Genomic DNA, 16,245 nt, shown 5'->3' on the forward strand with positions numbered 1-16,245 from the left:
AGTACAACAGCTCTCGCGACTCAGCTATCAGTGGTGATCGACTTTGATGGTCGGATCCGCACCGCTCACCAGCGAGTTGACCATGGCATTGCTCCAGGTCACGCCTTCTACCTTGATGTGCACATCGGCCGTGGTCGCCGCGGCAGCCGCAGAGACATTCGACGCGAACTGCCCGGTGGTGCTGACCTGCAGAATGGTGTCATGGCCATCGTTGCTGACCTGCAGGTACTTGCTGAGGGTGTCGGTGTCTTCACCTTGCAGCAGGTCACGCAGGTCAATGCGGTCGCCAGCGTCCTTGTTGAAGTCCTTGATCACGTCAACGCCACCGCTGTTGGTGTCGCCGGCTTTCCAGGTAAACGTGTCCGCACCGGCACCGCCGAAGAGGATGTCGTTGCCTTTGCCGCCGACGAGCACGTCATTGCCACCCTGACCGAACAGGATGTCATTGCCATTGCCGCCCAGCAGGGTGTCGTTGCCGTCCAGCAATGTCGACGACTTGTTGGAGGTGTTGGCGAGGTCGGCAACGGCACCGAGGTGGTTGGTCACGAACGAGTGCAGCGTTGCGCCATCGATCTTCGAGACATCGACGTGCAAGGTGTCGGCAGCGAACGCCTTCAGGGCGGTGATGCCTTCCTTGGTGCCGTAGCTGATCGTGTCGCCGAACAGGATGTCATTGCCGTCGCCACCGTTGAGGGTGTCGCTGCCCGGCGCGGTCGGTTTCTGGCTGCCCAGTACCGCTTGTGCCAGATCGTCCGCATCAACGTTGGTTTGCGCGTGGCCGTCGCTGTCGTAGTGATTGAGCGTGCTCGTCTTGACCGACGAGTTAAGGCCAATCGCTTCGATGGTGGGCGATTGCTTCAGCAGCAGGGCGTAGCCCGTATCCGCTTCAGCCAGCACAACGCTGCTGCCGTTCATCTCCGGAGAGGTCAGGCTGTATTCCTGACCGCCCTTGCCGTCGTCGTGGAGAGCGAGGGTGCCTACCGACTTGCCGGTCGTGCTATTGGCGTAACTGTAAACATGACCCTCGGCGTCGATGGCGACCTTGCCATTCACCGAGTACGTGCTGCCCAGATGCCAGCTATCAAGCGCAGTCGCGAGCAGGATGGCCGTACCGTTCACCGTCCCTAGCACCGTGCTGGTGTTCTGGTAAACGTTAGGCTCGCCGTCGGTGATGAAGTAGGTGCGGTTCTCGCCCGTCGGGTTAGTGCTGTTCAGGCCGGCAAACCAGTTCGCCGTAGACTTGAACGCATCTTCGTAGTTGGTGGTACCGCCTGACTTCATGCCTGCCAGGGCCGTGTTCAGGGTAGCCAGCGCTGCGGCCTTGTTAGACATGTCCACGGAGACGGTCGAGCGCACGTTGGTGTCGAAATCCACCAGCAGTACGTTGATTTTGCCCGCGTTGGCGGTCTGGGCGCTGCTCGCCAGTTTCTGGAAGACCGACTGCAATTGCGTCTTGGCGGTGTCGAGCGTACTGCCCATGCTGCCCGAGCTGTCGACGATAAAGGCGATGTTGTAGTTCTTCCCCTGCACGATGGTCGTGCCGCTGACGTCGCCGACGATGATATCCGCACCGGTGGTGCCCGTGATCACGGTTGGGTCAGTGCCGGGCAGGCCTTCGATCGGGGTGTAGGTCTGAGGCTCGACAGTCACGGTGATGACTTTAGTGGCGGTGGCGCTTTCTACCGCCGTGTCCACGCCTGGCACCTTCGCTTCGGTCGCCTTGGCAGTGACGGTCAGGTCGAACTTGCCAACGAAGTAGTCACGGGTGGTGACGCTCAGTGTCGACAGGTCGAAATTGCTGACATCGACCGAACCCTTATCGCTGGTCACGGTGGCGGTGTGGCCCGCTGCGTCGGTCAGGATCGAGCCTGCCGGTGCGCCGCTGACGGTAACGACGTGCGTCTCCGAACCGTCGAGGCTGTCACCGAACACTACTTTGACCGGGCTCAGCTTGATCGCGCTGCCTTCGGTGCCGTGGTTCAGCTCGTAACCGGTGTAGTAACCCTCACCGCTGCCAACCGTGCCTTCGTGCAGCGGCGAGACGTTCAGGCCGGAAGCCTTGAGGTCATCGACCGTTGCGAACAGCAGCACGTTGCTGCCGTTCAGGGCCACGGTCTGGGTGGCGTTGGTGCTGAGGTTCTTGTCGGTCAGGCTGACGTTGTAGCTGCCCGGGCCGGCCTGGTTGTAGTGGTAGATGTCTAGGGTGTAATAACCGGACTCGGTGGGCGTAAAGCCCGCACTCTGGATTTTGCCGCCCGCGCCCCATGTGGCGTTGGCTGCGGTCTGGCCACCGACAGTGATCAGCAGGCTGTCGTCCGCGGTACCGGAGAAGGTGTAGGTGTGGCCGGCTTCCATGTACATCAGGCCGGACAGCTTGGTGCCGGTACCGGTGGCGACTGCGGCGGAGGAGTCCTGCGCGCCGGTGGCGACGCCGTGAGTGGTCGGGGCAACGGTGGTGTTGAAGCCGGCCTTGATGGTCGCTTCGTTGGCGCCGTTGCCGTCGGTGCCCATATTTTTCAGCGTACCGACATAAACGTCTTTCACCAGACCGGTCGACTGAACGACGCCGGAGCCCAGCGTCACTACTGGTTGGTCGGCGACAGGCGCCACATTGATGGTGCCGGTGGCTTTGACCGAACTCGCCAGACCCTGATCGTCGACGGCCTTGTAGGTGAACGACGTGCTGCCCGCCCAATCGGCGGCTGGCTTGAAGTACACCGTTGCAGCGTTGCCGACTGCCGCGATGTTGCTCAGGCTGGTCAACGCGACCTTGCCCGCCGCATCGGCGTAGAACGTGCCGTGTGCCGCCATGTCGACCAGGTTGAAGTGGTCGATTTTGCTGTCCACGTCGGTTGCGCTCAGCGTCACGGCGATGGCCGGGCTGTCTTCGTTACCGCTGCCTGTCGTGGCGTTGGCCACCGGAACATCGTTGACCGTCGTGATGTGAATCGTCGAGGTGGTGTTGGCGATGTTGTTGGTGGCACTGCCGTCGTTGAGGCTGATGTTGATGATGCGATCGTCTTTGACAGGGTCGTGAGACGTGCTGTCGAAGGTAATCGACGAGATCGCCGTCTGATACTGAGCCGCCGTGCCCGCACCGAACGTGATGACCTTGCCGGTCACCACGTTGTTGGTGACGATGTCAGTGGTGGTGTAGCTCAGGCCAGCGGTGTTGCCGATCGCCAGCAGATCACCCGCCTTATAGTTGGTCAGCGTGACAGTGGCGCTTTGCAGCGTCGGGGTGTCGGCGTCTTTCAGGGTGAAGTCTGCAGCAATCAGGCCTGGACCTTTGCCCGGCGCGGTGACATCCCCGCCGACCAGGGTTTCGTTCCAGGTGTTGCCGAACTCTGCGCCCGTCCCGGTGTGGCCGATGACTGGCGCGTCGTTCACGGCGGTGACCGAGATCTTGCTGCCGGCAACCAGCGAATCCTGCGTACCGGTACCGTCGCCTTTCGCGCCGGAGTCGGTCACTTGAACCGTCACGGCACGGTCACCCGCCTGAGGGTTGTCGCCCGGGCTGTTGAAGGTGATCGACTGGATCAGCGCCTTGTACTGGTCAATGGTCGCGATGCCGTTGATCTTGAAGCCGTTCACCAGGCCTGCATCGTTGTGGGTTTCCACCACGCTGACGCCTTTCGGCGCAGTGCCGGTGAAGGTCAGTACGTCGCCTGCCTTCACATCGACCGACACCACGGCCTTGCTCAGGGTGGTGTTGTCGACATCGGCCAGGTTCAGGTTCTTGACGATCGAGACCGCCGCGTCGTTTTCAGTAAAGGCAACCGACGCAGTGCTCACGGTCGGTAAATCGTTGACCGTGGTGATGTGGATCGTCGAGGTCGTGGACGCGATGTTGTTGACCGCGCTGCCGTCATCGACAGTGATGTTGATGATGCGGTTGTCTTTCGACGGATCATGGGACGTGCTGTCGAAGGTGATCGACTGAATCGCCGTCTGGTACTGGGCGGCTGTGCCCGGACCGAAGGTGATGGTTTTGCCGGTCACTGCGCCGGAAGCGTCTTTTACATCACTCAGGGTGTAGGTCAGGGCGCCCGGTTTGCCGACATTCAGGACGTCGCCGTCTTTGAAGTTGGTTAGCGTGACGGTCGCGCTTTTCAGTGTGGTGCTGTCCGCATCGTTCAGGGTGAAATCGCGAGCGATTTGACCTGGGCCTTTGCCCGGCGCGGTGACATCGCCACCGACGGCGGTTTCGTTCCAGGTGTTGCCGAACTCTTTGCCTGTCCCGGTGTGGCCGATGACAGGTGCGTCGTTCACGGCAATCACGTTGATCTGGCTGTTGTGAACCACAGTCAGGTTGTCAGTGCCGTTGGCATCCACGTCGGTGATAGCGATGGTCACGCCGCGTGGCGTGGTGCTCGGGTTGTTGCTGTTGTCGGCGTAGGTGATCGACTTGATCAAGGTTTCGTAGCTGGCGATCGAAGCCTTGCCGGTCAGGTCGATGACGATGTTGCCGTTGGCGTCGTTGCTGAGCTTGTAGCTGATACCCAGATCGGTTGTGCCGGTGGTGCCGTCGTTGCCGCCTTTGTAGTACTGCGAAACGATCAGGTCTTCGCCCTTGATGCCGGTCAGCGTGATTTTCGCGCTGCTCAGCTCAGTGCTGTCGACATCGGTGATGCTGAAGTCTTTGACGATCGGCGTCGCTGCACCGTTTTCGGTGTAGGTGATGCTGCCGAAGTTGACCACAGGCGCGTCGTTGACTGGCGTTACGGTGATGGTGCCGGTTGCCGGGGTGGTGGAAGCCGTGCCCTGGTTGTCGACGGCGGTATACGTGAACGGCGTGCTGCCGTTCCAGTTCGCGTCCGGCTTGAAGTAGATCGTTGCGCCGTTGTTGGTGGCGGTGATGTTGGTCAAGTTGGTCAGCGGCTGAGTGCCCGCGGCGTCGGAGTAGAACGTGCCATTGGCAGGCGGGTTGACCAGGTTGAAGTGGTCAATGGTGCCGTCGACATCAGAGCCAGTCAGCTTGACGGCGATAGGGGTGTCTTCGTTGCCCTTGCCTGTGGTCGTGTCGACAACAGGCGCATCGTTGACTGACGAGACGTTGACGGTCAGCGACTTAATCGAGGTGGCCGAGTCGTTGTTGGCGCTTTCGGTCGACGTCGAGCTCACTTGCAGGTTGAACGAGCCGTTGAAGTCTTTCGGCGGCGTGATGGTCAGGGTGCTCAGGTTCCAGCCGGTGAGGTAAGCCTCGCCATCGCCGCCTTCAGAAACAGGGAGGGAGGTGTAGCTGTGGCCGTTGCCATCGCTCAACACCGCGCCCACTGGAATACCGCCCACAATGACCGGTCCGAGGGACTCAGAACCGTCGGTGTCCACCAGTGCAGCGCTCAGGTCCAGCTTGATGGCGCTGTCTTCAGCGCCCTGGGCGTTGGTGACGGTAACAATCGGCGCATCGGCCACCGGCGTGACGTTGATCGTGCCAGTTGCCGTGTTACCGGCTGGCAGGTTCTGGTTATCGACAGCGGTGTAGGTGAAGGTGGTGTCACCGGCCCAGTTGGCGTCCGGCTTGAAGTAGATCGTCGCGCCGTTGTTGCTGGCGGTGATGTTGGTCAAGTTGGTCAGCGGCTGGGTGCCGGCGGCGTCCGAGTAGAACGTGCCATGTGCAGGCGCACTGACCAGGTTGAAGTGGCCAATAGTGCCGTCGACGTCAGAGCCAGACAGCTTGACGGCGATGGTGGTGTCTTCGTTGCCCTTGCCTGTGGCGTTGTCGACGATAGGCGCGTCGTTCACGGCGATGACGTTGACCTTACTGTCGTGAACAACGGTCTGGTTGTTGGTGCCGTTGGCATCCACGTCGGTCACGGTGATGGTCACGCCGCGTGGCGTGGTGCTCGGGTCGCTACTGTCATCGGCGTAGGTGATCGACTTGATCAGGGTCTCGTAGTTGGCCACCGAAGCCTTACCGGTCAAATCGATAACGATGTTGCCGTTGGCGTCGTTGCTCAGCGTGTACTTGATGCCCAGACCGGTTTCGGCGCTGTTGCTGTCTTTGTAGTACGAGGAAACGATCAGGTCTTCAGCCTGAATACCGGTCAGCGTGATTTTCGCGCTGCTCAGCTGGGTGCTGTCGACGTCAGTGATGCTGAAGTTGTTGACCAGCGCTACCGCGGCACCTTTCTCGGTGTAGGTGGTGCTGTCGAAATTCACCACAGGCGCGTCGTTGACAGGCGTAACCGTGAGGGTGCCGGCTGCCGGAGTCGACGCCAGGCCCTGATTGTCGACGGCGGTGTAGGTGAACGGCGTGCTGCCGTTCCAGTTCGCGTCCGGCTTGAAGTAGATCGTCGCGCCGTTGTTGGTGGCGGTGATGTTGGTCAAGTTGGTCAGCGGCTGAGTGCCCGCGGCGTCGGAGTAGAACGTGCCGTTGGCAGGCGTGTTGACCAGGTTGAAGTGGTCAATGGTGCCGTCGACGTCAGAGCCAGTCAGCTTGACGGCGATAGTTGTGTCTTCGTTGCCCTTGCCCGTGGTCGTGTCGACAACAGGTGCATCGTTGACTGGCGAGACGTTGACGGTCAGCAACTTGACCGTAGTGGCCGAGTCGTTGTTGGCGCTTTCGGTCGACGTCGAGCTCACTTGCAGGTTGATCAAGCCGTTGAAGTCTTTCGGCGGCGTGATGGTCAGGGTGCTCAGGTTCCAGCCGGTGAGGTAAGCCTCGCCATCGCCGCCTTCAGAAACAGGGATGGAGGTGTAGCTGTGGCCGTTGCCATCGCTGAGCACCGCGCCCACTGGAATGCCGCCCACAATGACCGGTCCGAGGGACTCGGAACCGTCGGTGTCCACCAGTGCAGCGCTCAGGTCCAGCTTGATGGCGCTGTCTTCAGCGCCCTGAGCGTTGGTGACGGTAACGGTTGGTGCATCGGCCACCGGCGTGACGTTGATCGTGCCGTTGGCCGGCGCGCCCGCTGCCAGATTCTGATTGTCGACAGCGGTGTAGGTGAAGCTGGTGTCACCGGCCCAGTTGGCGTCCGGCTTGAAGTAGATCGTCGCGCTGTTGTTGCTGGCGGCGATGTTGCTGAGGTTGGTCAGCTCCTGGGTCCCGGCGGCATCGGCGTAGAACTTGCCGTGCTCGGCCATGGTGACCAGGTTGAAGTGATCAATCTTGCCGTCGACGTCAGCGCCGGTCAGCTTGACCGCGATCGCCGTATCTTCGTTGCCCTGGCCCTGAGCCGCGCTCACGGTCGGCGCATCGTTGACCGGTGTGACGTTAATGACACCGGTGGCGCTGCCCGACAAGTTGTTGGTGCCGTTGGCATCCACGTCGGTGACAGCGATGGTCACGCCGCGCGGTGTGGTGCTCGGGTTATCACTGCTGTTGGCGTAGGTAATCGAGTTGATCACCGTCGTGTAGTCGGCGACCGACGCGTTGCCGGTCAGATCAATCACGATGTTGCCGTTGGCGTCGTTGCTCAGCGTGTACTTGATGCCAAAGGCGGCATCGCCGCTGTTGGCGTCCTTGTAGTACTGGGAAACGATCAAGTCTTCAGCCTGAATACCGGTCAGCGTGATTTTTGCGCTGCTCAGCTGGGTGCTGTCGATGTCGCCGATCTGCAGGTTGCCGACCAATGGCTGAGGTGCGCCGTTCTCGACGTAGTCAGGGTTGGTAAAGGTGACGGTAGGCGCGTCGTTAACCGGCCCGACGGTCACGGTCAGAGACTGCGTCGTGGTGGCCGAATCCTTGTTGGCGCCCTCGGTCGACGTCGAGCTCACCTTCAGGATGATCTCGCCGTTGAAGTCTTTCGGTGGAGTGATCGTCAGGTTGTTCAGGTCCCAACCGTCGATGTAGACGGCGCCGTCACCGGTCGGAATCGAGGTGTAGCTGTGGCCATTGCCGTCACTCAGCACGGCGTTGACCGGAATGCCCGACACAACAAGCGGGCCCAGGGATTCGGAACCGTCGGTATCGACCAGCGCCGTGCTCAGGGTCAGCTTGATCGCGGTGTCTTCGGCGCCTTGGGCGTCGGCAACAGTCACGATTGGCGCGTCGGCTACTGGCGTGACGTTGATGATGCCGTTCGCTGGCGCGCCGGCTGGCTGGCCCTGATTGTCGACAGCGGTATAAGTAAAGCTGGTGTCGCCTGCCCAGTTGGCGTTCGGCTTGAAGTAGATCGTCGCGCCGTTGGCGGTAGCCGCGATGTTGCTGAGACTGGTCAGCGCCTGGGTACCGGCAGCATCGGCGTAGAACGTGCCGTTGGCTGCCAGGCTGACCAGGTTGAAGTGATCGATGGTGCCGTCGACGTCAGCGCCGGTCAGCTTGACCGCGATGGTGGTGTCTTCGTCGCCGTTGCCCGATGCGTCGATGACGGTAGGGGCGTCGTTGACCGGGGTGATGGCGACTTCGCCGGTGGCGCTGCCCGTCAGGTTGTTAGTGCCGTGGGTGTCCACGTCAGTCACTTCGATCGTCACGCCGCGTGGGGTGGTAATCGGAGCGTCACTGCTGTTGGCGTACGTGATCGAGTTGATCAGCGTGGTGTAGTCGGCGATCGACGCGTTGCCGCTCAACTGAATGACAACGTTGCCGTTGGCGTCGTTGCCCAGCGTGTAGCTGATGCCCGAAGCCGTGGTGCCGCTGTTGCCGCCCTGGAAGGACGGCGAGGCGATCAGGTCTTCGGCCTGAACGCCGGTCACGGTGATCTTCGCGCCGCTCAACTGGCCGCCGTCGACGTCGCCAATCTGCAGGTTGCTGACCAGTGCCTGAGGCGCGCCGTTTTCGACGTAGTCGGTGCCGGTGAACGAGACGGTCGGGGCGTCATTGACCGCGACGACGTGCACGATGCTGGTGGCCGGCACGGAATCGTTCTGGCCGTCGTTGACGGTCACAGTAATGGTGCGGTCCGCGACACTCGGGTCTTCGCTGCTGTTCTGGAAGGTGATCGACTTGATCACGGCTTCGTACTCGGCAGAAGTGGCGGCGCCGGTCAGGGTCAGGACAATCTGGCCGTTGACGGTGGCGGTGCTGACCGCGATGTTCGCATTCGGGCTGCCCACTACTAATGTGTCGGCGTCCTGAGCGTTGGTCAGGGTGACGCGCGCGCTTTGCAGGTTCGGGCTGTCGGCATCGGTGATGGTCAACTGGTTGGCGATCGATACGCCAGCCTGGCCTTCGGTGAAGGTGGTTTCGCTGTTGGTGCCGTTACCGCCGCCGTTCGGATCGACAACCGGCAGTGCGTCGTTGTCGATGATGGTGGTGGTGACGCTGCCATTGGTCGGGCTGACAGCGACGTTCTCGAAGTTGCCGCCACTGATGGCGCCAATCGCGACGGTGACGTTTTCAACGCCTTCCGGGATCGTGTCATTCAGTGTGTTCAGGTCGAAGGTAACGCTGCTGCTGTTGGCAGGGATCTTCACGCTGACCACTTGCGTGTAGTCGCTGCCGTCGGTCGCGGTGCCGCTGTAGGTCAGGTTGATCGTGACTTCGGTCTGCGCCGGATTGCTCAACGTAATGGTGTACGTGGCAGCCTGGCCTTCAACCACCGACTGGGTGCCGGTGATGCTGGCGAAGGTGGTGTCGATGGTGTCGGTGATGGTGGTCACCGCCGGAGTCGGGTCGGTCGTCACGACCAGGCCGCCACCGCCGGTGGTGCCCGTGATGGTGGTGCTAATCACGGACGGGTCGATGTACGGCGTGTTGTTGTCAGCCACTTGAACAGTGGTGGAGCCCGAAGTGTCGCCGCCACGAATGACAATGGTCGACCCGTTGGACAGGGTGATCGTCAGGTCCGAAGTCGGGGCCTGAGTGACGTTTGCCGTGTAAACCAGCGCGCCGCCGGCTTCGGTCAGCGTCTGGGTGGCGGTCAGTGTCAGGGTACCCGTCGGCGTCGGCGCGACAGGGGTTCCGTTGCCATTGCCGTCGTCGATGGCCAGGCCATTAACCAGCGTAGGTGGAGGCGTGGCAGTGGTGCCCAGGCCGTTGGTCGGGAAGCCGATGGTCGGATTCACCACGCCTGCGGTCTCGGTGAGCATCACGACGCTGTGGCCGCCGCCTGCGTTGCCGCCATCACCTGGCGCGGCCTGCGGACCTGCCGCAGTGGCTTCAAGGTCCTTGGTCGGGTCGGCGCCGGCCGCGATGGCCTGCTGCAGTTCCGCAACCGAAGGTGCCGCTTGCGCGGTGGCTTCAGCAAGGTTGGTGGTGGAAGCGGGTGCGTCGGCGCTCCATTGGCTGTCACGACCGATGTCCAGTTGACGGCCATCAGCAAGCTGCAGCGTGACTGCGCCTCCCGGGCCTGTCAGAACCTGCTCGCCGGTGAACAGCCGGTCACCCTCGATCAGCACACGACGAATCCCTTCCGGGGAAACTGCGACTACCTGGCCAACAATGCTTTTGACGATGGCAACAACACTGCTCATGGGGGTGACTCTCCGAAATTACCGTTCAGTGGGTATCCATCATGCCGACCGGCTTAACAGAGCCGCTTCATATTGGAATACGTAAAGATTCGCATTTGATTCGATGACAGATAACAACTTAGGGAACTAATTAAGTTGCACGTTATCTGGCGTCAATTTATTAACAGCAGGTCGGCGCCGGAATTAACTTTCTGCCAAAGTATTGACCTATTCGGCGACATCCTAAACAATCGCATCCGTAATGTCACATTGATATTTGATGAGATCGCGTATTTCTGCAGTGTGATCGCAAGCGCCCTTCAGAACACTCTCGAAACGATCACTTCAATGGCCATTTTTACGATGCGGCAGTGTGTATTGCTGCATTTTGAACAAGTACGTTCTCGGGAAACCACCAAAATGCGTAAGCACCTTTTCACTGCTGTACCCCTTATCCTTTGTGCCGGCTTCGTTCAGGCCCAGACGCTACAGTCCGCCATGCAGAAAGCCATGGACGAGCATCCCGAGGTGCAGGCCGGCATTAATGCCCGTATCGCGCAGGACTACGCGCTTCGTGCTGCAAAAGGCGGTTACCTGCCGCGTGTCGACGTCACGGCGGGCTACGGCCGGGCCGGTTCCGATACGCCAAGCACCCGTGCCTCGACCGGCCGTCATGACTACCAGACGCTGGACCGCGGTGAAGCGCAAATCCGCCTTCAGCAGATGCTGTTTGATGGCTTCGCAACAAGTAACGAAGTTGCGCGTCAACAAGCCACCGCCAATTCCCGGGGCTATTCGCTGTTGAATACCACCGAACGTACGGCGTTGACTGTTGCACAGGTCTATCTGGATGTACTGACCCAACGTGAAATGGTTCGGCTGGCAGAAGAGAACCTGAAGAGTCACGAACGTATTTACGATCAAATCAAACTTCGCACTTCCCGCGGTGTCGGGCGTATGGCGGATATGGACCAGGCCGATGCCCGTCTGGCACAGGCCCGTAACAACCTGATCACCGAACAGACCAACTTGGCCGACGCTCAGACCAACTACCTAAGTGCCGTTGGTCTGGAAGCTGACCAGCTGGAAGCGCCGTCGCCGTTCGCCATGATGCCCGCCGATCTGAACGAAGCCCGCCGCCAGATGCTCGAGAACAGCCCGGTGCTGCGCTCGGCCGAAGCCGACATCGTTGCCGCTGAAAAGCAGTACAGCTCGGCGCAGTCCAATTATTACCCGCGTTTCGATGCAGAACTGGGCCGCAATGCCGATAACAACATTGGCGGCGACGAAGGCCACAACAATGGCTGGGAAGCCATGGTGCGCATGCGCTTCAACCTGTACGCCGGTGGCAGCAACAAGGCTGATCTGCAGTCCAAGTCGTACCTGTCGAGCCAGGCCCTGGACATCCGCAACAACGCGCTGCGTCAGTTGAACGAAGAACTGGGCCTGGCCTGGAACGCCTACAACAACGCCAACGCCCAGGTGCCGATTGCTCAGCAGTACGTCGAGCGTGCCAACAGCGTTCGTACCTCTTACCAGCAGCAATTCAGTCTGGGAGAGCGTACCCTGCTCGACCTTCTCGACAGCGAGAACGAGTTGTTCACCGCGCAACAGCGTCTGGTGCAACTGAAGAACCTGCAGACGTACACCCAATACCGCATCAAGGCGGACATGGGCACGCTGCTGAAAAGCCAGGGCGTTGTGGCGCCAATGGCATCGGTTGTGCAGAACGACGTCAAACCGACCGTTCAGCTGCCGGGCATGAACTGATTCTTGACGGAGTCAGCTTCTTTTAACCGTTAAGAAAGAGAGTGTCAGCGTGGACTTGGAATTACCTTCGGCTCAATTAGGTCATGATCCACGCAGCCAGCACGACGATCCGCTACTCGACGGGCTGCTGACACTCTGTGCCCTGCATCACAAACCCGCGAGCCGGGCCATGCTGACCACCGGTCTGCCATTGCCCGACCAGCGCTTGAGCCCGGATCTGCTGCCTCGCGCCGCAGCCCGGGCCGGTTTGCAAGGGCGTTTGCTGCAACGCAAGCTCAACCAGATTCCCGAGATCGCATTGCCCGCCCTGCTGCTGCTGAAAGAAGGGCGCTCTGCCGTTCTGCTCGGTTGGGAGGGCGAATCGGCCCGCCTGCTGATCAGCGAAAGCAACGGCGGCGAAGTGCTGATCGAAACCGAAGCGCTGGCGCAGGATTACAGCGGTCGGGTGTTTTTCGCACAGCCGCAACATAAATTTGACGTGACCCAGGGCTCGCTTATCCCGCGCGCTCGTTCCTGGTTCAAGGACACCCTCAAGCTGTCTCGCTGGCTTTACGTCGACGCGATCGCTGCCAGCTTTGTGATCAACCTGATCGCTCTGGCTACCCCTCTTTTCGTGATGAACGTCTACGACCGTGTCGTGCCCAATCAGGCCACCGCAACCTTGTGGGTGCTGGCGACCGGTATCTGTGGTGCGTTCCTGTTTGACCTGTTGCTCAAGGGCCTGCGCAGTCTGTGTCTGGACCTGGCCGGCAAGAAAACCGACCTGATCATTTCCGCCACGCTGTTCGAGCGAATCGTCGGCATGGCGATGAAGTTTCGTCCGGCGCGGGTGGGCAGTTACGCCCAGAACATCCATGAGTTTCAGGGCATGCGTGACTTCCTCACGTCGCTGACCCTGACCAGCCTTATTGATCTGCCGTTCACGCTGATCATCCTGCTGGTGATTGCGCTGCTGGGCGGGCATCTGGTGTGGATTCCGATCATCGCCTTCCCGCTGGCGCTGGGCATTGGCCATTTCCTGCAAAAGCCGCTGACCTCCACCCTTGAGCGCACCATGGCGCTGGGTGCCGAGCGTCAGTCGAGCCTGATCGAAACCCTCGCCGGCCTCGACGCGGTGAAGGTCAATAACGCCGAAAGCGAGCGTCAGTACCAGTGGGAACACACCATCGGTACCCTCAGCCGCCTGGAATTGCGCGTCAAGGTCCTTTCCGGTCTGGCCATGAACATCACGCTGCTGATTCAGCAACTGGCGGGCGTGGCGATGATCTGTTTCGGCGTTTATATGATCATGGACGGCGTTCTCAGCATGGGCGGCCTTGTGGCGTGCTACATGCTCAGCGGTCGCGCCCTCGGCCCGTTGGCGCAATTGTCCGGCCTGCTGACCCGTTATCAGCAAGCCAAAGTGACCATGGTGTCGGTCGATCAGATGATGGAGCTGCCCCAGGAACGCAATTTCGACGAGCGTCCGCTCAGCCGTCAGGTCCTGCAAGGCGCCATGGAATTCCGCAACCTTGAGTTCACTTACCCGAACCAGCAAAACCTGGCGCTGCGCAACATCAATCTGGTGATCCGCCCGGGCGAGAAGGTCGGCATCATCGGCCGGAGCGGTTCGGGGAAAAGCTCCCTGGCCAAGCTGCTGGTCGGTTTGTATCAGCCGGACGAAGGCTCGTTGCTGGTCGATGGCGTCGACATTCGCCAGATCGACGTCAGCGAAGTGCGCCACAACATCGGCTACGTCGCTCAGGACATTCAGCTGTTGTCGGGCACGCTGCGCGACAACCTGATCTCCGGCGCGCGCTACGTGGATGACGAGATGGTGCTGCAGGCCGCCGAACTGGCCGGCGTGCATGAATTCGCGAGTCTGCATCCCCAGGGCTACGAGCTGCAGGTGGGTGAGCGTGGGCAGAACCTGTCCGGCGGTCAGCGGCAGAACGTCGCCCTGGCGCGGGCCTTGTTGCTCGATCCGCCGATTCTGTTGCTCGACGAACCCACCAGCGCCATGGACAACACCGGCGAAGAACGTTTGAAGCAGCGCCTGCATGGCGTTATCGAGAAAAAGACCGTGATTCTTGTGACACACCGAGCTTCGTTGCTCAGCCTGGTTGATCGCCTGATAGTCATCGACCGCGGCCAGATCGTGGCCGACGGCCCGAAAGCCGCCGTTATGGAAGCGTTGAAGAAGGGGCAGATCAGTGTTGCTTAAGTCAGGTCAAAACTCCGGTGGCGGCATCTTCGGCTACTTCAAAGGCTCGCCTTCGCTGGAAGGCCAGGCGCTGCCGGAAGTCAAAAAGGCACTGGTTGACGATGCTCCGCGCATCGTGCGGCTGACCATCTGGGCGGTGATCCTGTTCTTCGTCTTCTTGCTGGTCTGGGCCAACTATGCCGTGATCGACGAAGTGACAAAGGGCGAGGGCAAGGCGATTCCGTCGACCAAGATCCAGAAGATCCAGAACCTGGAAGGCGGCATCGTCGCGCAGATCTACGCCCACGACGGCCAGATCGTCGACGCCGGCGCCCCGCTGATTCGTCTCGATGACACGCGCTTTGCGTCCAACGTCGGCGAGACCGAAGCGGATCGTCTGGCGATGCAACTGCGCGTTGAGCGTCTGAGCGCCGAGGTCGATGACCGGCCATTGAACATCAGCGCCGAAGCACGCAAGTTGGTGCCGAATCAGGCGTCCAACGAAGAGTCGCTGTACAAGAGCCGTCGTCAGCAACTGGTCGACGAGATCGGTGGCTTGCAGCAGCAGTTGATTCAGCGTCAGCAGGAATTGCGTGAGTTCGCCTCCAAGCAGGAGCAGTACCGCAGCAGCCTGGGCCTGTTGCGCCAGGAGATCGGCATGTCCGAGCCGTTGGTGTCCCAGGGCGCGGTGTCGCCGGTGGACATCCTGCGGCTGAAGCGTTCCGAGGTGGAAACACGCGGGCAGCTGGACGGCACCACGCTGGCGATTCCTCGGGCACAAGCGGCGATTGCCGAAGTGCAGCGCAAGATCGACGAAACCCGTGGCAAATTCCGCAGCGATGCGCTGACCCAACTGAATGAAGCGCGCACCAACCTTTCCAAAGCGCAGTCGACGGCCAAGGGCCTTGAAGACCGCGTCAACCGTACGATGGTGACATCGCCGGTGCGCGGCGTGGTCAAGCAGATGCTGGTCAATACCGTGGGCGGCGTTATTCAGCCGGGCAGCGACATTGCCGAAGTCGTCCCGCTGGATGACACCCTGTTGGTAGAAGCGCGCATTCGTCCGCAAGACATTGCCTTCCTGCACCCGGGTCAGGAAGCGATGATCAAATTCACGGCCTACGACTACACGATCTATGGCGGGCTGAAAGGCAAGCTGGAACAGATCGGCGCCGACACCATTCAGGACGAAGAGAAGAAGAACACCTTCTACGTGATCAAGCTGCGCACCGACCGCAGCCACCTCGGCACCGATGAGCACCCGCTGCTCATCATCCCCGGCATGGTCGCCTCGGTGGACATCATCACCGGCAAGAAAACCATCCTGAGCTACCTGCTCAAACCCGTGCTAAAAGCCCGCGCCGAGGCATTGCACGAGCGTTGATGGTCGCAATCTTGTAGGACCGGCTTTAGCCGGGAATGCGTCGGGTCTCACACCGGAAATCTATGGTGTTCACACTGGCCTCTTCCCGGCTAAAGCCGGTCCCACTAAAAGCGACGCGGCGCGCGTGCTAGTGGAGCAGGCTCACCTTTGTAGGACCGGCTTCAGCCGGGAAGACGTCGGGTGTCACTCTGCAAATTTGAGGGTGATCATCCCGGCCTCTTCCCGGCTAAAGCCGGTCCCACAATAAATCTTCCGCAGCCATCACCTCCCGCGTTTGCTATCGATCCTCACCAATCGCCCACCTTCGAACCTCAAATACTGGTACATCCCGTTGCTCGGGCCGTAGATCCATTCCTGGACCTGCACCTGATCCACCTGACGGTAGTGATTGACGGTTTCCTTGTAGCCGATGATGTCCTGGCTAACCGGCTGGCCGCACTTCTGCTGCACTTCAAACATCCGGTCGCCCACGCTGATCAACTGGCTGCCACAGCGCAATGTATCCGCCTGAACAACGCCAACCAGCGCGGTCACACCGAGCACCAACGCCATCCTCGTTATTGCATTCTTCAAA

Annotated in this window: 5 protein-coding genes; 3 read left to right on the forward strand and 2 right to left on the reverse strand. The window is 60.6% G+C overall.

Annotated features, from left to right (window positions below):
• Positions 1-27 precede the first annotated feature (27 nt).
• Positions 28-10,356, reverse strand: a complete 10,329-nt coding sequence (locus tag AC0Z8Z_RS14640; RefSeq protein WP_485619578.1) for a retention module-containing protein — start codon at positions 10,354-10,356, stop codon at positions 28-30.
• Between the two features lie 399 nt (positions 10,357-10,755).
• Between AC0Z8Z_RS14640 and AC0Z8Z_RS14645 the strand changes: the two genes are divergently transcribed.
• The 3 genes from AC0Z8Z_RS14645 to AC0Z8Z_RS14655 are packed head-to-tail and all read left to right on the forward strand — an operon-like array spanning position 10,756 to position 15,671.
• Positions 10,756-12,105, forward strand: a complete 1,350-nt coding sequence (locus tag AC0Z8Z_RS14645; protein WP_122536993.1) for a TolC family outer membrane protein — start codon at positions 10,756-10,758, stop codon at positions 12,103-12,105.
• A gap of 49 nt (positions 12,106-12,154) precedes the next feature.
• The gene (locus AC0Z8Z_RS14650; protein ID WP_485619579.1) at positions 12,155-14,308 is read left to right on the forward strand and encodes a type I secretion system permease/ATPase; all 2,154 of its coding nucleotides are present in this window, start codon (positions 12,155-12,157) and stop codon (positions 14,306-14,308) included.
• A complete protein-coding gene (locus tag AC0Z8Z_RS14655; protein ID WP_122624061.1) occupies positions 14,298-15,671 on the forward strand; it encodes an HlyD family type I secretion periplasmic adaptor subunit in 1,374 nt (457 codons plus the stop codon). Before AC0Z8Z_RS14650 ends, AC0Z8Z_RS14655 begins: the two co-directional genes overlap by 11 nt.
• Positions 15,672-15,932: 261 nt before the next feature.
• On the opposite strand, the gene AC0Z8Z_RS14660 is transcribed toward AC0Z8Z_RS14655, so the two are convergent.
• Positions 15,933-16,223: a DUF2845 domain-containing protein gene (locus AC0Z8Z_RS14660; protein WP_485619612.1), complete on the reverse strand. Its 291-nt coding sequence runs from the start codon at positions 16,221-16,223 to the stop codon at positions 15,933-15,935.
• Positions 16,224-16,245 lie beyond the last annotated feature (22 nt).

The sequence above is a fragment of the Pseudomonas sp. 1L-C-7-B-C1 genome (assembly GCF_057291635.1).

What these genes read in the sequence shown, in the direction of transcription:
- AC0Z8Z_RS14660 (WP_485619612.1), bottom strand. Translation starts at nt 16,223, where the DNA reads ATGGCGTTGGTGCTCGGTGTGACCGCGCTGGTTGGCGTTGTTCAGGCG.
- AC0Z8Z_RS14645 (WP_122536993.1), top strand. Translation starts at nt 10,756, where the DNA reads ATGCGTAAGCACCTTTTCACTGCTGTACCCCTTATCCTTTGTGCCGGC.
- AC0Z8Z_RS14640 (WP_485619578.1), bottom strand. Translation starts at nt 10,356, where the DNA reads ATGAGCAGTGTTGTTGCCATCGTCAAAAGCATTGTTGGCCAGGTAGTC.